Annotated in this window: 14 protein-coding genes and 1 pseudogene; 6 read left to right on the top strand and 9 right to left on the bottom strand. The window is 71.1% G+C overall.

Annotation, left to right across the window (positions count from 1 at the left end; genetic code table 11):
• Positions 1-209: 209 nt before the first annotated feature.
• The 6 genes from E6P78_RS12740 to E6P78_RS12715 form a co-directional block, all read right to left on the bottom strand.
• On the bottom strand, positions 210-1,250 hold the full coding sequence (locus E6P78_RS12740) for a BMP family ABC transporter substrate-binding protein (RefSeq protein ID WP_136203663.1): 1,041 nt from the start codon (positions 1,248-1,250) through the stop codon (positions 210-212).
• A 138-nt stretch (positions 1,251-1,388) separates the two neighbouring features.
• On the bottom strand, positions 1,389-2,618 hold the full coding sequence (locus E6P78_RS12735) for an amidohydrolase (protein WP_136203730.1): 1,230 nt from the start codon (positions 2,616-2,618) through the stop codon (positions 1,389-1,391).
• 173 nt (positions 2,619-2,791) lie between these two features.
• On the bottom strand, positions 2,792-3,850 hold the full coding sequence (locus E6P78_RS12730; RefSeq protein WP_136203662.1) for a hypothetical protein: 1,059 nt from the start codon (positions 3,848-3,850) through the stop codon (positions 2,792-2,794).
• Positions 3,847-4,797, bottom strand: a complete 951-nt coding sequence (locus tag E6P78_RS12725; RefSeq protein ID WP_136203661.1) for an N-acetylneuraminate synthase family protein — start codon at positions 4,795-4,797, stop codon at positions 3,847-3,849. Before E6P78_RS12725 ends, E6P78_RS12730 begins: the two co-directional genes overlap by 4 nt.
• Before the next feature lie 10 nt (positions 4,798-4,807).
• Positions 4,808-6,037 (bottom strand): acylneuraminate cytidylyltransferase, encoded by a 1,230-nt coding sequence (locus E6P78_RS12720; RefSeq protein ID WP_136203660.1) that lies wholly within the window; start codon positions 6,035-6,037, stop codon positions 4,808-4,810.
• A gap of 47 nt (positions 6,038-6,084) precedes the next feature.
• On the bottom strand, positions 6,085-7,395 hold the full coding sequence (locus E6P78_RS12715) for a DUF6716 putative glycosyltransferase (RefSeq protein ID WP_136203729.1): 1,311 nt from the start codon (positions 7,393-7,395) through the stop codon (positions 6,085-6,087).
• Positions 7,396-7,700: 305 nt separating this feature from the next.
• Here E6P78_RS12715 and E6P78_RS12710 point away from each other — a divergent pair, with 305 nt between their 5' ends.
• The 3 genes from E6P78_RS12710 (at position 7,701) to E6P78_RS12700 (ending at position 13,000) form a co-directional block, all read left to right on the top strand.
• Positions 7,701-8,681 (top strand): glycosyltransferase family 2 protein, encoded by a 981-nt coding sequence (locus E6P78_RS12710; protein WP_136203728.1) that lies wholly within the window; start codon positions 7,701-7,703, stop codon positions 8,679-8,681.
• Positions 8,678-10,048 carry a polysialyltransferase family glycosyltransferase gene (locus E6P78_RS12705; protein ID WP_136203659.1) on the top strand — a complete coding sequence of 457 codons (1,371 nt, stop codon included), beginning with the start codon at positions 8,678-8,680 and terminating at the stop codon, positions 10,046-10,048. Before E6P78_RS12710 ends, E6P78_RS12705 begins: the two co-directional genes overlap by 4 nt.
• 444 nt (positions 10,049-10,492) lie before the next feature.
• The gene (locus E6P78_RS12700; protein ID WP_136203658.1) at positions 10,493-13,000 is read left to right on the top strand and encodes a YfhO family protein; all 2,508 of its coding nucleotides are present in this window, start codon (positions 10,493-10,495) and stop codon (positions 12,998-13,000) included.
• Between the two features lie 23 nt (positions 13,001-13,023).
• Here the strand turns inward: E6P78_RS12700 and E6P78_RS12695 are convergent, their stop codons facing one another.
• Positions 13,024-13,671 carry a TetR/AcrR family transcriptional regulator C-terminal domain-containing protein gene (locus tag E6P78_RS12695; RefSeq protein WP_136203657.1) on the bottom strand — a complete coding sequence of 216 codons (648 nt, stop codon included), beginning with the start codon at positions 13,669-13,671 and terminating at the stop codon, positions 13,024-13,026.
• A 61-nt stretch (positions 13,672-13,732) separates the two neighbouring features.
• Between E6P78_RS12695 and E6P78_RS12690 the strand changes: the two genes are divergently transcribed.
• Positions 13,733-15,172 (top strand): FAD-dependent monooxygenase, encoded by a 1,440-nt coding sequence (locus tag E6P78_RS12690; RefSeq protein ID WP_136203656.1) that lies wholly within the window; start codon positions 13,733-13,735, stop codon positions 15,170-15,172.
• Between the two features lie 77 nt (positions 15,173-15,249).
• Here E6P78_RS12690 and E6P78_RS12685 read toward each other — a convergent pair.
• Positions 15,250-15,480: pseudogene (locus E6P78_RS12685) on the bottom strand (LysE family transporter); the annotation flags it as partial.
• On the opposite strand from E6P78_RS12685, the gene E6P78_RS12680 reads away from it, so the two are divergent.
• Complete coding sequence (locus E6P78_RS12680) at positions 15,406-16,266, top strand: recombinase family protein (protein ID WP_240799182.1); 861 nt, start codon at positions 15,406-15,408, stop codon at positions 16,264-16,266. The pseudogene E6P78_RS12685 and the gene E6P78_RS12680 overlap by 75 nt on opposite strands.
• A complete protein-coding gene (locus E6P78_RS33395) occupies positions 16,267-17,505 on the top strand; it encodes a recombinase family protein (protein WP_240799173.1) in 1,239 nt (412 codons plus the stop codon).
• Here E6P78_RS33395 and E6P78_RS12670 read toward each other — a convergent pair.
• Complete coding sequence (locus tag E6P78_RS12670; protein ID WP_240799181.1) at positions 17,399-18,112, bottom strand: Scr1 family TA system antitoxin-like transcriptional regulator; 714 nt, start codon at positions 18,110-18,112, stop codon at positions 17,399-17,401. The genes E6P78_RS33395 and E6P78_RS12670 overlap by 107 nt on opposite strands.
• Positions 18,113-18,132 lie beyond the last annotated feature (20 nt).

The raw sequence follows: 18,132 nt of genomic DNA, 5'->3' as shown, positions 1-18,132 counted from the left end.
CGGCGTGGGGGTGGAGCGCAAAAAGGTACCGCGCCGGGCGCTTCCCGGTCCCGGTGCTACGCGCGTAGCGCCACCGAATCGTCGGCCACCTGGTCACAGGTGGCCGGTGCCCCGTGGCGGGGGTACGTGAATCGGGGCCCGGGCAGGCGGCCGAAGGCCGCGCGCCGGGCCCCGATCGACGGGTCGATCAAGATGATCGACGGGCCGGATCAGGTCGTGGTCTTGACCTTGATGGTGCCGTCGACGATCTTCTTCTTCGCCTCGTCGAGCTGGGTCTGGATGTCCTTGAGGTGGTCACCCGTGGGGGTCAGGCTGACGCCGCCCTTGGCCAGCGAGTACGTCTGGTTGCCGGTCAGCGGCTTGCCGTCCTTGACCGACTTCACCAGGTCGAAGACGCTGGAGTCGACGTTCTTGACGACCGAGGTCAGGACCGTGTCCTTGTACTTCGCCAGGGCCGGGTCCAGGGCCTGGTCGGAGTCGACACCGATGGACCAGGCACCCTTCTGGCCGGCGACGGCCTCGATCGAACCGGCACCCGAGCCGCCCGCGGCGGCGAAGATGACGTCGATGCCCTTGTCGAGCATGCCCTTGGCGGCGGCCTTGCCCTTGTCGGGGCTGCCGAAGCCGGACAGGTCCGAGCCGGTGGACAGGTACTGGATCTGCACCGTGGCCTTGGGCTTCGTGTCCGTGACGCCCTGGCGGAAGCCGGCGGCGAACTTCTTGATCAGCGGAAGGTCCACACCGCCGATGAAGCCGACCTTGCCGTCCTTGGACTTCAGCGCGGCCGCGACACCGGCGAGGTAGGAGCCCTGCTCCTCGGTGAAGCCGATCGAGGCGACGTTCTTCTGCTCGGAGACCGAGTCGACCAGGCCGAAGCTGACCTTCGGGTACTTGGGGGCGATCTTCTCGACCGCCTCCTGGTAGGCGAAGCCGATCGCGATGACCGGGTTGTAGCCGCCCTCGGCGAGGGACTGCAGGCGCTGGTCGCGGTCGGCCGAGCTCTCACCGGTCTTGGCGGTGAGCTCCTTCGTCTCGGCACCGAACTCGGCCTTGGCCTTGTCCAGGCCGCGGGCGGCGGAGTCGTTGAACGAGTTGTCGCCACGGCCGCCGACGTCGTAGGCCATGCCGATCTTCATCTTGCCGTTGTCCGAGCCGGAACTCTCGTCGGACGACTCGCCACACGCGGTGGCGGTGAGCGCGAGGGCCGCGGTAACGGCACACGCGGCGGTGATCTTGGATACCCGGCGCAAGGGAAGGCTCCTTCAAACCTGACCGAAGCGCCTCTTCCGGCGCTGGTTTCGCGGCGATCGTAACGCGCGTAGATGTCAGATAAAGCCCCGTACGGAAGCCGTTATCGGATCGTCGTGTACCCGGGGCGACCTGTCCGGTTACAGATGATTGCCGTGGAGCAACGCGGAGGCGGTGAAGAGTTCCACGCCGACGGTGATCGCTTCCTCGTCCGCGTCGAAGTTGCCCCGGTGCAGGTCCAGACCTCGCGTGTCGCCCGGGGTACGCACTCCGAGGCGTGCCATGGCCCCCGGGACGTGCTCCAGGTACCAGGAGAAGTCCTCCCCGCCCAGGCTCTGCTCGGTGTCCTCGACGGCGTACGGGCCGCGGCGGGCGGACATGGCGTCGGCGAGGAGATCGATCGCGGCGGCGTCGTTGACGACGGGCGGGACACCGCGGACGTAGTTGATCACCGTCTTGGCGCGGTGCATCCCGGCGACCTCGTCGATCGCGGCGTGCACCAGGTCCGGGGCCTCGTGCCAGGCCCTGAGGTCCAGGCAGCGGACGGTGCCCGACAGCTCGGCGTGCTGCGGGATGACGTTGCAGGCGTGGCCGGTCTCCAGCCGTCCCCAGGTCAGCGCGAGCCCCGACCGGGCGTCGACCCGCCGGGCCAGCAGGGCGGGCACCTCGGTGACGACCTTGGCGGCGGCGGTGACCAGGTCCGTGGTCAGGTGCGGGCGTGCGGTGTGGCCGCCGGGCCCGTCCAGGGACAGTTCGAGACGGTCGCAGGCGGAGGTGATCGCGCCGACCCGCAGCCCGATCCGGCCGACGTCGACCTTGGGGTCGCAGTGCACGCCGATGATCCGCCCGACGCCTTCCAGCACCCCGGAGTCGATCGCGTCGGGCGCCCCGCCGGGCAGCACCTCCTCGGCCGGCTGGAAGATCAGCCGCACCGGGTTGGGCAGCAGCCCCTGGCGGTCCAGCTCGGCGAGCACGAGGCCGGCGCCGAGGACGGTGGTGGTGTGGATGTCGTGCCCGCAGGCGTGCGCCCGGTCGGGCACGGTGGAGCGGTACGGGACGCCGGTCTTGCTGTCCGGGATCGGCAGCGCGTCGATGTCGGCCCGCAGCGCGAGCATGGGCCGCGTGCCTTCCCCGCGCGTCCCCACGTCACACATGAGCCCGGTCCCGGAGGCGAGCACCCGCGGCACGAGCCCCGCCTGCTCCAGCCGGGCCTTGATCGCCGCGGTGGTGCGGAACTCCTGATTGCCCAGCTCGGGGTGCATGTGCAGATCTCTGCGGAAGGCGATCAGCTCGGCGCGCAGGGAATCGGGGAGGGCGCCGGGCAGGGGCTCGCCCTGGGGCAGGTCGGCATCGGTCTCGGGGCAGATCAACTGGCTCACCTGTTGAAGGGTAAGCCTCTTCCCTCCTCAACTGACCATGAAACAAGAAAACTTCAGCCACACAGGCGAATGTTTGGCCGCGTCTCGGCGTGTGGGACGCGCGCGGGACGGGTACACTTCCGCGCTCGCCGCGCGGCGGTTCCCGGCGGGCCCGGCCGCCGCTCCTAGGCCTCCCCCGTCACCGCCGTCACCCGCCACGGCGCCAGGCGGTGGACGTCGCGGGCCGTTTCCGTGACGCCGCTCAGGAAGCCCTGCGCGCGCGGGGACGCCGTCGCGTGGAGCCATTCCGGGGCGATGTCGCAGACCGCGACCTTGACCTCGGTGCCGGTGAGGGCGAGGGGCAGGGTGTGGACCACCGTGGAGGGGAAGCTCACGACCGTGCGGCCGATGGGCCCGCGGCGGGCGACGAGTTCCAGGGGGAGGTCGGGGCGGACGATCTCCAGGCCGGTGGCCGCTTCCAGGGCGTGCAGCTTCTCGGTGGACTCGCGGCGGTGGGCGAAGTAGCGGGTGGCGCCGTGCGTACGGGCCAGGGCGGCGACCGCCTCCAGGTAGCGGGCCCGGTCGACCACGCCCGTCTCGACCAGGGAGGTGCCGACCAGGTCCGCGCCCTTGGTGAGCAGCGGCGGGCCGAAGCGGGAGCGGGTCCAGGAGAAGGTGTTGGGGATGAGGGTGACGCCCGGCGGCGGGATCACCGGCATGGCGGTGAACAGCTCGACCTCGCGCGCCGCCGACGGGGTGAAGCGGCGGCGGGCGGTGGCCGTCACCGGGGCGAGGGCCAGCTCACGGGGGCCCGAGCCGCCCCGGCGGTGCCAGCGCACCAGGCGCTCGCCCCGGGTGAGCTGGGCGACGAACTCCATGGTGGCGGTGCCGTCGTCCACCACGGTGAGGCGGCGGGGGCGTACCAGTGAGAGCAGGAGCTGTACGTAACGGGAGAACGGGTCGCCGATGACGATGTGGTCGGCGTTCCGTACGAGCCTGGTGAGGGCGCGCAGCGACTTCAGCGGGGTGCCGGAGTCGCCGCGCGCCTCCTGCCAGCGCACGGTCATGCCCTCGTCGCGGGCCAGCTCCGCCATCCGGCGCAGCTGGCCGCGCGACATCGGGTCGACCGGGGGGAGGACGACGACGGTGACGTCCGTGAGGACGCGCCCGCCGCCTCCCTCGGTGACGGCCCACTCCAGGACGTTCAGGAGCTGGACCGGGCTCTCGACGAAGGCGAGGTTCACCGGCCGGCCCGTCGGACCGCGCCCGGCTCGGCGGCCGGGGCCGTTCCGCCGCTCTCCGCGACGACGCCCGGAACCCGGCGGAGCTTCTTCATCGGGGCGAGCTCGGACTCGTACACCTTCTTGACGCCGTCGCCGAGGGACGCCTCGATGGTGCGGATGTCGCGGACGAGGCGGGTGAGGCCCTGGGGTTCGACGGACGCGGCCTGGTCGGAGCCCCACATGGCGCGGTCCAGGGTGATGTGGCGCTCGACGAACGCGGCGCCGAGGGCGACCGCGGCGAGGGTGGTCTGCAGGCCGGTCTCGTGGCCGCTGTAGCCGATCGGGACGTTGGGGTACTCCTGCTGGAGGGTGTTGATGACCCGCAGGTTCAGCTCCTCGGCCTTCGCGGGGTACGTCGAAGTGGCGTGGCAGAGCAGGATGTTGTCGGAGCCGAGCACCTCGACGGCGTGGCGGATCTGGCGCGGGGTCGACATGCCGGTGGAGAGGATCACCGTGCGGCCGGTGGCGCGCAGGGTGCGCAGCAGTTCGTCGTCGGTGAGCGAGGCGGAGGCCACCTTGTGGGCGGGCACGTCGAACTTCTCCAGGAAGGTGACGGCCTCGGGGTCCCACGGGGAGGCGAACCAGTCGATGCCGCGCTCGGCGCAGTGCTCGGAGATGGCCCGGTACTCGCTCTCGCCGAACTCCACGCGGTGGCGGTAGTCGATGTACGTCATCCGGCCCCAGGGGGTGTCGCGCTCGATGTCCCACTGGTCGCGCGGGGTGCAGATCTCCGGGGTGCGCTTCTGGAACTTGACGGCGTCGCAGCCGGCTTCGGCCGCCGCGTCGATGAGTGCGAGGGCGTTGTCGAGGTCGCCGTTGTGGTTGATGCCGATCTCGCCGGTGATGTACACGGGGTGCCCGGGGCCCGCGGTGCGGGTGCCGAGGGTGCGCAGACGGGAGGTGTTCATGGGGTGTCCCTTACTTGGTGGGGGCTGGGGCGTGGGTGGTGAGGGCGGGGCCCAGGAGCCAGGCCGCGATCTCGCGGACGGCGCCGAAGCCGCCGGGGGCGGTCGTCACGGCGCGCGCCGCCGCGCGTACCGAGTCGTGGGCGCTCGCGACGGCGACGGGCCAGCCGGCGAGCGCGAAGCAGGGGAGGTCGTTGACGTCGTTGCCGACGTACATGACGCGTTCGGGGGCGAGGGACTGCTCGTCGCACCACTGCTTGAGCGCGAGGTCCTTGCGGTCGACGCCGTGCAGGACGGGGACGCGCAGCTTGTGGGCGCGGGCGGCGACGACCGGGTTCCGTTCGGTGGAGAGGATCAGGAGCGGGACGCCCGCCCTGCGCAGCGCGGCGATGCCGAGTCCGTCGCCCCGGTGCACGGCGACGGTCTCGCGGCCGTCGGCGTCGATGAGGACCCGGTCGTCGGTCTGGGTGCCGTCGAAGTCGAGGACGACGGCGTCGATGTCATCGCGGGTGGGCAGCGGGGCGGGGTCCAGGAGGGGGGCCAGGGCGCGGGCGCGGGTCAGGTCGTGGGGGTCGTCGATCTCCAGGACCCGGGCCGGGTCGGTGCGTACCAGCGCGGTGTCGCCGAAGAAGCGGTGGCGGTGGGTGCGGAATCCGGCCGCGTCCATGGCGTAGGCGGCGCCCGTTTCGAGTAGGTCCTCGGGGCGGTCCTGGCGGCGGGGGCGGACGGACTTGTCGTGGTTGACGCCGTGGTTGTGGTCCTCGGCCGCGCTGCCGTCGCGCCACAGGAAGCCGTGGAAGGGGGCGACGGTGACGGCCGTGTCGGCGCCCTTTCGGGCGACGGCGGCGGCGACCCCGTCGATGTCCTCGCGGGCGACGAAGGGGCTGGTGCACTGGACGAGCAGGACGACGTCCACCGTGCTGCCCCGCATGGCCTCGTAGGCGTCGAGGGCGTGGAGGACGGCGGCCTCGCTGGTCGCAGTGTCGCCGGCGATGGCCTCGGGGCGCTGTACGCAGTGCAGCCGGCCGCTCTCGCCGAGCGCTTCGGCGGCGGCGCGGGCCGCGTCCGCGACGGCCGGGGCGTCGGTCGTCACGACGACGTCCGTCACCTCGCCCGACGCCAGGCAGGCGCGGACCGCGCGGGCGACGAGCGGTACGCCGCCGACCCGGGCGAGGTTCTTGGCCGGTACGCCCTTCGATCCGCCGCGCGCGGGGATCACGGCGAGCACGGTGGGCGGCGTCATCGGTCCTCCAGGAAGTGTCGTGGCTCGGTGGGTTCTCGTGGTCGTGTTCACAGCTCGCCCATCCGACGGATGACCGGGGCGACCCGCTGGACGCCGTGCCGGTACGCGCCCCGGGCCGCGCCGCGGACCGCCTCGCGCACCGCTCCCCCGACCCGCCCGGTCCCCCTGGGCGCGGTGGCGCGGGGCAGCGGGTGGCCGTCGGGGGCCAGCCGGTGGCGGGCGAGGATGCCGGGGAGGTAGCCGGGGGCGGTGGCGGGCGTGTAGTAGGGGGCGGGGTCGGGCAGCCGGTCCCGGGCGAGCAGGGCGGTGACCCGGGCGCGGGCGGTGTCGTAGGCCGTGGCGTAGCCGCCGTCGGCGCAGACGCCCTGGCCGGCCAGCCACTCGGGGTCGGGCCGCGGGCGGTCGCCGCTGTCGAGGCGGTCGAAGGAGGTGAGCAGGCCGGAGCCGGTGAAGTGGTGGTTGCCGAGGGGTTCGCGGACGCCGAGGTCGGTGAGGACGGCGGTGGGGATGCGCCGGTGCAGGGCCTCCAGTGCGGCCGTCGAGGAGACGGTGACCAGCAGGTCGGTGCGGTCCAGGACCTCGCCCATGTGGCCGTAGGCGAGGCGGAGGTTGGGCGGGAGGCCGCCTACCAGCCGCTCCGCGAGCCGCTGGTAGGGGTGTTCCTCGATGTGTGTGGTGTGCTCGCCGGGCTTGGACCGCAGCTTCAGCAGGACCTCGCGTCCCGGGTGCAACCGGGCGTGCTCGGCGAGCCTGCGCAGCAGGTACGTCCGGTCGGCGCGGGATTCCGGTACGGAGGGCTGGGCGGCGAACACGAGGGTGTCGCGGCCGGGTTCGGGCCGGTAGGGGTCGCCGCCGAGGAACGGCAGGGCGGCCTCCGTGACGGCCGAGGCGTCGGCGCCCACGCCCTCGTACACCGCGCGGAAGCGGTCCGCGTCGTGGCGGGAGTTGGCGAGGACGATGTCGGCGCCGTGCCGCAGCAGCAGCCCGTCGGTCAGCTTCTCGTAGACGACGCCGACGTAGCCGGTGACGACGACGGGCCTGGCGGGCAGCCGGAGCGCGGCGAGGCCGTGCAGCATCGCCTGGACGCCGCCGCCGACGAGGGCGAGGACCACCAGGTCGTAGCCCTCGTCGCGCACGGCGTGCAGGAATTCGACGGCGGTGACCTCGCGCACCCGGCCGGTGACGCCGACGTCGCCGACCTCGGCGAGCTGGCGGGCGGTCGGGGTGGCCCGGCCGCGCAGCAGCAGTCCGCTGATCCGGGCGCGGGGCGTGGCCGCGCGGTCGTCGCCCGAGGTCAGCCGGCGTGCGGTGAGCGCGCCCCACTTCCATCGGGTGTCGGAGTCGGCGAGCACGGCCACCCGGAGCGCCGGGGCCGGGGTGTCCGTGGACGCCGGCGCTGCCGCTGCCGCTGGTGGGGCCGAATTGCTGTTGCTGAGGGGCACGTCCAAGACGTTAGGAAGGCCCGGGGTTGGGCGGCCCAACGTGAGAGCAACAAAGGGTTAACAGCCCGCCGACGCTTGTCGAACCGGCCGCCCGGCGCGTTGGAAAAGGGGCGGACGATTCCCTTGAGGGCCTGCCGGTTCACTGTTCCGTCAGTTTCCGTTCACCTGCCGTCCGCACGGCCGACAGGGGGAATGCCCGGCCCGGAGCTAGCGTGACGCGGGTGGTCAAGCTCTCCGTCATCGTGCCGTTCTACAACGTGCGCACATACGCACCAGACACCCTCAGAAGTCTGCGGGCCAATGCCCGCGAGGACTTCGAATTCATCCTCGTCGACGACTGTTCGACCGACGGGACCGCGGAGCTGCTGCGCCGCGCTCAGGACGAGATCCCGGGGGTGGTCGTCCGCGGACACGAGAAGAACGGCGGCCTGGCCACCGCCCGGAACACCGGTCTGGACGCGGCCCGCGGCACCTATGTCGCCTTCCTGGACGGCGACGACTGGCTGGCCCCCGGCTTCTACGCCGAGCTGCTGGCCGGGGCCGAGGCGCTGGGCTGCGACTTCGTGCGCACCGACCATGTGCAGGTCGACGGCCGCAACCGTACGGTCCACCGCGTCCCGCACGGCCGCCGGGGCGAGGTCATGGCCCCGCGCGACGCGATCCTGCCCGCCGCGCGCACCACGTCCGTCGACTACGCGTACGCCTGGGCGGGGCTCTACCACCGCCGGCTCCTGGACCGAGGTCTGCTGCACTTCACGGACGGGCTGCGCACGGCGGAGGACCGGCCGTGGATCTGGCGGCTGCACCGCGAGGCGGATTCCTTCGCGGTTCTGGGCCTTCTCGGCATCTTCTACCGGCGCGGCGTCGCCTCGTCCCTGACGCAGATCGGTGACATGCGCCAGCTCGATTTCATTCGCTCGTTCGACCAGGTCGTACGGGAAACAGCGGCGGACCGCGACGCGCACGCACTGCTGCCGAAAGCGGTGCGCAACTATTGCGCGATCATTTCCCACCACATGAGCGCGCTGGAAAGGTTCGAACCCTCCGTGGCCCGTGCGCTGAAATCGATGAGTGCCGGTGCGCTGCGGCGGATGCCGCAGGACGTGCTGGACGAGGCGCTGGACTCGATGGACGTCGAGCGCGCGACTCTGCTGCGCCGGCTGCGGCGGCGGTCCGCCGCGACGGAGGTGGCGGCCGCGTGAGCAGCAGCCGGAGCCGTACGACGCAGATCTTCCTCGCCTCCACCCTCTACGGCACGGCGACGCTCGCCGCCGCCCTGGACGCGGGCCTCTTCCCCGACGCGGGGCGGCGCATCCTGCTCGTCGCCAACAACGCGTCCGTCCCGGAGACGACCCCTTCGGTCGACGCGATGCCCGGGTTCGACGCGCTGCGCACCCGTTTCGACGACGTCGTGTCGTGGAACGCGACGATCGCCCCGCACCACCCGAGCGCCTGGTCCCCGCGCCCGGACGACGTACCGCTGTGGGAACGGCATCTGCGGCTGGCCTGGGGGCTCGGTGACGACGACGTCGAGCTGGCCGTGGAGTCGATCCAGGTGGACCCGGCCATGGCCCTCTGCCGGATCTTCACCGGCGTACCGGTCGATGTGTACGCGGACGGGCTGATGAGCTACGGCCCGACGAGGAACCGGATCGATCCGCTGGTCGGCACCCGGGTGGGGCGCCTCCTCCACCTCGATCTGGTGCCGGGGCTGCGGCCGTTGCTGCTCACGGAGTTCGGGGTGCGGGCGCACACCGTGCCGACGGACGCCTTCCTGAAGGTGCTCGGGGAGCTGGACGACGCGGCCGGGGCGGCGGGGCTGCCGTCCGTGGAGGGCCCGGCGCTGCTGCTGGGCCAGTACCTCTCCGCGCTGGGGCTGATCGGCGCGGCCGAGGAGGAGGAGCTGCATCTGCGGATGATGCGGGGCGCGGTCGGGCGCGGCCACCGCCGGCTGGTGTTCAAGCCGCATCCGACGGCCCCGGCCCAGTGGTCGCGGGCGATGGAGGAGGAGGCGGCCCGGCTCGGTGCGGAGCTGACCGTGCTGGACGCGGGGGTGCTGACCGCGCCGGTCCTCGCCGAGGTGCTGTACCGGCGGATGCGGCCCGCGCTGGTCGTCGGCTGCTTCTCGACCGCGCTGCTGACGGCGTCTGCGTTCTACGGGCTGCCGGTGGCGCGGGTCGGCACGCGGACGCTGCTGGAGCGGCTGACGCCGTTCGAGAACAGCAACCGGGTGCCGGTGACGCTGGTGGACGCGCTGGTGCCGGACCTGGAGGACCGGGGCGCACCGGCCGTCGCCCCGGCGGTGGCGCCGGAGGGGCTGAACGAGCTGGTGACGGCGGTCGGGTTCGCGATGCAGCCGAAGATCTACCCGCAGCTGCGGCCGGTCGCGGAGCGGTATCTCGCCGCCCGGCTCACGGACGCGACCCGGCGCTACTTCAAGCGCAGGCGGCTGACGTCGCTGGGGCTGCCGGGCGGGGTGCCCGAGCAGTTCGCGTTCCTGCCGCGCAACGCGGCGGTGCGGCGGGTGGCCAGGCGGGCGAGGGCGCTGCGGCGGATGGCGCTGCGGTAGGCAGGGGCGGTGAGGGGGCGGGGCGCTGCGGTAGGCAGGGACGGTGAGGGGGGCGAGGGCGCTGCGGCGGATGGCGCTGCGGTAGGCAGGGACGGTGAGGGGGGCGAGGGCGCTGCGGCGGATGGCGCTGCGGTAGGCAGGGACGGTGAGGGGGGCGAGGGCGCTGCGGCGGATGGCGCTGCGGTAGGCAGGGGCGGGGGTTCCACCAGCCGCGCCCCGGGGTGGCGGTCGTGGACGCAGATGCGATGTCCCGTCACGATGCGGCCGGTATCGCGATCGGGCTGGGATGAACTCGCCCTGTCGGCGCGGAAAACTGCGTTCCGTCCCGCCGGCCACGGGCTGTGGCCGTGCCCGGGGCGGCCGGATGAACGGCTGCGGACCATCAGGTGAACCCCCTTTCCGTCAACGGGATTTCACGATGTTCGATGACATATTCGACCCATCATGAGGAATCCGTCGCTTCTCCGATCGCCGCGCGGCCGGAGTGCCGCTCCGGCCGCCCTGCTCGCCGTCGTATCCGTCTGCGCCGGGGACGCGGTGGCCCGCACCTTCCCGTTCGGCCCGCGCACCCGCAGCGTGAACGACCTGGGCAATCAGTTCGTCCCGTTCCACACCCACCTCTGGGACCTGTTGCACGGCCGGGCGGACGGCGGGCTGCTGCTGAACTGGCGGTCCGGCTACGGAAGCAGCTTCCTGCCGGATCTCGGAACGTATCTGACCAGCCCGTTCGCGCTGCTCGTCGGGGTGTTCCCGAGGAACCGGATCGACCTCGCCCTCTACGTGGTCACGTTGGTGAAGACGGGCGCGGCAGCCGCCGCCATGACGTGGCTGCTCACCGCGTTGCGCCGGGGGCGCGGCCGGGAGTGGGCGGCGGTCGTGCTGGGCGCCTCGTACGCACTGTGCGGCTGGTCGGTGACCGAGGCCGTGTACAACCCGATGTGGCTGGACGGACTGATCGCCTTCCCGCTGCTGTGCCTGGCCGGCGAGTGGGCGCGGACCGGGCGGCGGCCGGTGCTCGGCACGCTCCTGGTGGCGCTCGCCTGGGTGTCGAACTTCTACACCGCGTACATGGCCACGCTCGGCGCGGCGCTGGTGCTGGCGGTCCGGCTGGTGCTGGAGGACGGGACCGCGCGTGAGCGGGTGCGGGGGCTGGGGCGGGCGGTGCGCACGGTCCTGCTCGGCATCGGACTCGCCGCGCCGGTCCTGCTGCCGGTCTACCTCGGGACGCGGCACGCCTACCCGGGCCGGGCCCAGGAGTTCGCCCCGGCCGCCTGGCCGGACGCCGCCGCCCGGCTGCTGCCGGCCACGTACGGCTTCTTCAGCCCCGCGCTCTTCCTCGGTACCGGCTCCCTGCTGCTGGCCTGCGCGCTGGCCTTCCACCGAGGGGTGCCGCGCGCCGAGCGGTGGGTGTGGCCGGGGCTGGTGGCCGTGGTCGCACTGTCGTTGCAGTGGGGGCCCACGCATCTGCTCTGGCACGCCTTCGCGACGCCGAACGGCAGCCCGTTCCGCCAGACGTTCGTGCTCTCGGGCCTGGTGGTGATCGCCGCCTGGACCGCTGTGGCGCGCGGCTGGCCGGACCGGCGGGCGCTGCTGGGCGGGGCCGGGGTGCTGGTGCTGATCGCGGTGGGCGCCGCGCCCAGCGACCTGGTCAGCCGCTGGACGTATCCACTGTTCACCATGGGCCTGGTGGCGGCTCTCTGCGCGCTCGCGCTGGTACGCGGCGGCCGGTTCGCCGTCCTCGCGGTGGTGTTGCTGGTCGGGGCGCAGGCCGGGCAGGCCGCCGCGACCACCGCGTACGCCGACCGGCAGCGGCTGAAGCAGCTCGACGACTACGCGCCCTGGGGCGAACGCCAGAGCCTCCAGGCCGACGCGGTCGCCCGCGCCGACGGCTGGCCGCGCTACCGCACCGACCCGGGGCTCGAACAGAGCACCGCCAACGACCCGTTGACGGTCGGCGGCCAGGGCGGGGCGTACTACAGCAGCCATACGCCCGACGTGACGACCCGCACCTTCCTCGCGCTCGGCGCCGGCTGGACCTCGCGCGGGCGCGCCGTGCAGAGCCTGGACAACCCGGTGACCGACGCGGTGTTCTCGGTCGGCGCCCGGGTCCACATGCCGCGCGACCCGCACCAGGTCTGGAACCGCCCGGACGCCCGGCCGGTGACCGTGACCCGGCAGGACGTGCCGCCGCTGGTGACCGTGCGCCCGCCGGGCTCCGCCCCCTCCGGCTGGGGGCGCTCACCGTTCCGCAACCAGGAGAAGCTGCTCGGCGCCCGGGTGTACACGCTGCCGGCGACCTCGCTGCGCTCCGCCGATGGCGCGCCCGCCACCGACCGCGACGCCCACGCGTACGAGGTGGAGCCCGGCGCGTACACGCTGAGCGCCAGCTGTCCGGCGGGCAGCCGGGTGTTCCTGTGGGCGCCCGACCTGTTCGGTACGGCGCTGCTGGGCACGGCCGGCGATCCGCAGGACGTACGGGGCGGTCTGCCGGCCCGGCGCGCCGGGGTGCTGCCGCTCGGCCCGGGGTCGGGCCGGATCGCGGTGGCCCTGCGGGCGGAGCGGTCCGGGACCGTGCCGCACGATTCCGTCGGCTGCCTGGACCCGGGCCGGCTGGCCTCGGCGGTGGCGGGGCTGAAGCGCACGGGGGCGACGCGGGTGACGGTCTCCGGCAGCGGTGTGCACGCGCAACTCCCGCCGCACACCCGGGGAGTGGCCGTGCTGGCCGCGCCCCGGATCGCGGGCTGGAGCTGCGACGGGCGCCCGGCCGGCTCGTACCTGGGGCTGGTCGCGGCACCCGTGGAGGCGGGGCGGACGGCGGTGGACTGCACGTTCCGCCCGCCGGGCCTGCGGGCCGGTACGGCGACCGGGGCGGCGGCGCTGGCGGGCCTGCTCGCGGTGGCCTTCGCGCCGAGGGTCCTGGGAGGGGTCCGCCGGCGGCGGGCGCGTACCTGACGGCGGGCGAGGTACGGCGGTCCTCAGCGCGCGCCGTACCTGGTCTCGATGCCCGCGACGATCAGCCGCAGGCCTTCCTCGAAGCGTTCGTCGAATCGGCCGAAGATCTCGGGGCCGGCCGCCGCCGCCAGCGGGTAGCGCGCCAGCCGCTCGGCGCGTTCGCCGACGTCGAAGCCCTCACGCCGCCCCTCGTCGGGCATCGGGCGGACGCCCTGTTCCTCGCTGACGAAGCCCATCGTGTACGCGTACGCGGTGGTGCACGCCCGCACGGCCTGCCTCAGCTCGAAGCCCGCGTCGAGCATGGTCCGCAGGTGGGTTTCGAGGCCGTCGGCGTGGTCGGTGCCGGTGAACTGCGCGCCGCCGTAGACCTTGGCCCCGTCGCGGTAGCGCAGCAGCGTCCGGCGCAGCGCGCTGTTGTACGCGACGAGCTGGTCCTGCCAGCTGTCCGGGGCGGGGCCGGGCAGGTCGTCGGCGAGCATCCGCCGGTACATCACCGTGGCCATCTCGTCGAGCAGCGCCTGCTTGTCCTTGAAGTGCCAGTAGAGCGCGGGCGCCTTGACGTCCAGCTCCTTGGCGATGGCGCGCAGGCTGAGGCCGTCGAGGCCCACCTCGTTCAGCAGCCGCAGCGCCGTGTCGGCCACCCGGGACCGGTCGATCTTCGTCGTACCCACGGGTGCCAAGTTAACAGTCCACCCTTGACAATTTAACAGCGTTAAGTTCACACTCGGACCCATGGAACTTAACAGCGTTAAGGAAATGGATGGGGCCGGGACCGAGGTCCTTGTCGTCGGCGCCGGTCCGTGCGGTCTCGCCCTGGCCTGCGACCTGGCCCGCCGGGGCGTGCGCACCCTCGTCGTGGAGCAGGCGCCGGGACTCTTCCCCGGCTCGCGCGGCAAGGGCATCCAGCCCCGCACCCGCGAAGTCCTGGACGACCTCGGGGTCGGTGACGCGGTCCGCGAGCACGGGGGGCCGGCGCCGGTCGGGATGGCCTGGCAGAACGGTGAGCGGATGGGCGAGCACCGCATGTTCCGGGTCGCGCCGCCGACGGACGCCGAGCCGTACGGGGAACCGTGGATGATGCCGCAGTGGCGCACCCAGGAGATCCTGCTGGCCCGGCTGCGCGAACTGGGCGGCGACGTCGCCTTCTCGACCGCGCTGACCGGCCTGGACCAGGACGCCGACGGGGTCACCGCACGGCTGAGCACCGGCCCGGTCCGCGCCGCCTACCTGGTCGCGGCCGACGGCGGGCGCTCCACCGTGCGGCGGGAGCTGGGCATCGCGATGGCCGGCGAGACGGTGGACCCGGCTCCCATGCTGGTGGCCGACGTACGGATCAGGGTGAAGGCCCTCGACCGGCTCAACTGGCACATGATGAACACCGACGCGGGGTACATCGCGATCTGCCCGCTGCCCGGCACCGAGGACTTCCAACTGGTCGCCCGGTACAAGGAGGGCGAGCCCGACACCTCGGCGGACGGGGTGCGCGCGGTGGTCGCCGCACGCACGCACCTGGACGCGGCGGACGTCACCGAGGTGCGCTGGTCCTCCGACTTCCGCCCGCGCGCCGCCCTGGCCGACCGCTTCCGCGACGGCCGGGTCTTCCTGGCGGGGGACGCCGCCCACGTCCACTCCCCCGCCGGCGGCCAGGGGCTCAACACCAGCGTGCAGGACGCGTACAACCTCGGCTGGAAGCTCGGCCAGGTGCTGCGCCACGGGGCGCCCGCCGCCCTGCTCGACACCTACGAGCAGGAGCGCCGCCCGGTCGCCGCCGAGATGCTCGGCCTGTCGACCCGTATCCACCGGGGGGAGCAGGAACGCGGCACGGCCACCCAGCAGCTGGGCCTCGGCTACCGCGACGGCCCGCTGTCGGTGGGCCGGGCGGGCGCGCTGGAGGCCGGCGACCGCGCACCGGACGGACCCGCCGGCGAGCGGCGGCTGTTCGACGTCTTCCGGGGCCCCCACTTCACGCTGCTGGCGGTCGGCACCGACGCGGAGCTGCCGGAGCCCGGCACCCCGGCGCTGCGCACGCACCGGCTGGCCGACGCCTACGAGCCGTACGGCACGGGGCTGTTCCTGGTCCGCCCGGACGGCTACATCGGCTGGGCGGGCCGGGACACGACCGGGCTCGCGGAATACCTCGCCCCGCTGGGCCTCGGCCTCACGAGCGGCTGAGCCCACCGGGCCCGAGCCCACCGGGCCCGAGCCCACCGGATCAGACGCTGCTGCCGGATCAGACGCCTGCTGCCGGGTCAGACGCTGCTGAGCGACAGCTTCGCGGCGAACCCCAGGAACAGCACCCCGGCCGCCGACGTGGCCCCCGCCGACAGGCGCCCGCGGCGGCGGAACGCGGCGGACAGCCGGGTGCCGCCGAATATCAGCATCGACAGGTACAGGAAGCTGGCGATCTGGAGCAGGGTGCCCAGCACCAGGAAGGAGAGCGCCGGGTAGGCGTACCCCGGGTCGACGAACTGCACGAAGAACGTTCTAGAGTCCAACTGCATGTACGCTCTGGCCCCACGGCACCTACGCAGACCGCCCCGGAGTGGACCGCAGACGAGCTGGCAGAGCTGGCCGAACTCAAGGCCAAGGACGAGGTACTACCCGAGGGCGCGCCCCGTGGGCTCCTGTCGGTCCGGCTCTCGAGCCTCACGGAGGACACCACCAGTCCGGCACGGCAGGAACTTGACCTACGCCGCCACGCCGTCCGGGAAGGCATCCGGATTGTCGGTGTGGCGAGGGACCTTGGAGTCTCGGCAACCAAGAAAGCACCACGGGAGCGGAAAGAGCTGGGCGACTGGCTCAACAATCGGATACCTGAGTTCGACCTGATTCTGTTCTGGAAACTGGACAGGTTCATCAGGCGAATCTCTGACCTCCACGAGGTCATCAAGTGGTGTGAGAAGTTCGGAAAGAACCCGGCTTCCCTCAATGACACCCTGGACCTGCCCTCTCCGACGGCTCAGGCAATGGTGACGTTCATTGCTGCTGTGGCAGAGATTGAAGCAGCGAACACCAAGACTCGCGTTTCCTCGCACTGGGAGTACACGAAGCAGCAGGACCAGTGGCGCATCGGTAAGCCGTCATTCGGTTACAAGACGGCCAGGGTGAGTGGAAAGCTGCGCCTTGTTCAGGACCCGAAGCGAGCACGAGTGGTGCGCTACATGTACGCCGCTGCGATGCGGGGTGTACCGGCAAACCGGATTGCCAAGGTGTTGGACAGGGCTAAGGTCCCGACCTACAGCAATGGCAAGTGGAACAATCAGTAGGTGCTCAGGACTCTAAGGAATCCCGCCGTGAAGGGCATTCGGACCGACGGAGGTACAAAGTCCACGGCCTATAGCTCGAAACCTGTGCTGGATAAGAACGGGCAGGAAATCAGGGTGACGGATGATCCGATCCTGACCGCTGATGAATTCGAGAGGGTTCAGCAAGCCTTGGCTTGCCGTGCGAAGAACAAGCGCCACCACGAGAAGAACCGTCGCCCTACTCGCTTCCTGGGTGTCATCAAGCACGAGACGTGCGCCAATAACATCAACGAGACCAACAGTTACAAGACGCTCTCCACGGGCAAGGAGAGGGAATATCGCTACCTACGATGCCCCAGGTGCCGTAAGCCTGGTTTTGTGATTCCAGACCCCGAGGATACTCACCGCTCCTTGGCGCAGGCCGTCTTCGATGAACTCGGAGACTACGAGGTGATCCGCCGAGAGTACGCCCGTGGCGAAGAGAACAGACGAGAGCGTAAGCGACTGGAAGAGTCTATTGCTTACTACATGACGGGCCTGGAGCCCGGAGGGAGGTTCGACAAGGCGGGCTTTATCCGAGAGAAGGCGGAGAGCACTCCAGACTCCCTTATGACTGACCTGGCCAAGATTGATCCGGAGTCCACAAAGGACAGGTGGATCTACCAGAGCACTGGCAAGACGTACAGGCACACCGATTTGAAGACCTGCCCGAGGATTGCAAGCAAATCATGGAGAAGCTGCGTAACGCCACGAATTCAGGAGAACAGAATGAATGACACCTACAAGGTAGTGAGCATAGTCCGGAAGATCGTCCATAGCTGCAAGGGGCTGGATCTACGGCCCTCCGCAATGCTGGCAGTCATGGCAGAGTATACAGATTGGGAGGATGGGGAATATCGCAGGAACGGTGGTCTTGCTGGCATTCGCGTAAGCAAGACCAACATTGCTCACTGGATGGGTGAGACCCGCAGTAGCGATATCGACCCTTGGATAGAAAAGGCCGTCGCCGCTGAATGGCTGATCGTGGAAGAACGACACATGGGCAAGCCTTGGCGATTCCGAATCGTCATCCCGGGCTGCTGCCGTCATCGGAGGCTGCCCGGCGATAGGTGCAAGGCGCAACCCAGGAGCAAGCGAGGCAACCTGGGGAGCCCTAAAGTCCAGGGTCGAGTAGCCAGCCCTGAACATCAGGCAGAGCCGACCCTAAGGACCCCGTACGCACCGACCCTGAACAACAGGGGACTACCAAGTAGACCGTAAATGTGTTCAGAGCCCCAGAAGAGAAGTTGACCCCCATGGGGATAATCCCAAGCCTGATGTTCGGCTGGCGAGTGAAGGATACAAGTCGGTCAATCTGCATGGCCAGCTCGTGAGGCGGCACGAGCGGATACCTGACGGCCTGCTCAGTCAGAATGAACGTGAACAGTTTGGAGCGATCAAACAGGACCCTTTGCCGGTCGAGTTTCATAGCCACGGCCTTGGCCTGCTGCTCCGGGGGTGCCTGGGCCAAGCTGGCACGGACGTATTCAGGGGTGGCCAGGAGCCCGGTAATCATGGAGAGAAGGAAGTATCGGAATGTTGTGGAGGATGCTTCAAGTCCAGCAAGCTGCAACTGTTTCTTGTCGAGCCCTTTCCTGCGAAGGGTCCTGCCGTCCTGCCACTCAGTCTGCGCAATCCTGGCCAGGGCCATGACCTCAGCTGCTATGGCGGGGGAAGCTTCAAGGCCCCGAAGAATCTGTTCAACGTCCAGGAGTGACGGGCGGGATTTGTTGCCCTCAATTCGGCTGATCTTGGATTGGGACATGTTGCAACGTGCAGCAAGCCGGACCCCTGAGAGCCCGGCTTGCTTGCGAAGGTGCTTAAGCATGGCCGCGAGTTCACGCCCCG

The sequence above is a fragment of the Streptomyces sp. A0958 genome (genome assembly GCF_004795035.1).
In the GTDB taxonomy this organism is placed as follows: domain Bacteria; phylum Actinomycetota; class Actinomycetes; order Streptomycetales; family Streptomycetaceae; genus Streptomyces.
Note: the sequence above shows the minus strand (reverse complement) of the source record. Positions and strands in the feature narration are given on the sequence as shown.

Excerpts from the sequence above, each read along its gene's own strand:
- E6P78_RS12725 (WP_136203661.1), bottom strand. The coding sequence starts at position 4,797 with ATGAACACCTCCCGTCTGCGCACCCTCGGCACCCGCACCGCGGGCCCC.
- E6P78_RS12670 (WP_240799181.1), bottom strand. The coding sequence starts at position 18,112 with ATGCTTAAGCACCTTCGCAAGCAAGCCGGGCTCTCAGGGGTCCGGCTT.
- E6P78_RS12690 (WP_136203656.1), top strand. The coding sequence starts at position 13,733 with ATGGAACTTAACAGCGTTAAGGAAATGGATGGGGCCGGGACCGAGGTC.
- E6P78_RS12700 (WP_136203658.1), top strand. The coding sequence starts at position 10,493 with ATGAGGAATCCGTCGCTTCTCCGATCGCCGCGCGGCCGGAGTGCCGCT.
- E6P78_RS12720 (WP_136203660.1), bottom strand. The coding sequence starts at position 6,037 with ATGACGCCGCCCACCGTGCTCGCCGTGATCCCCGCGCGCGGCGGATCG.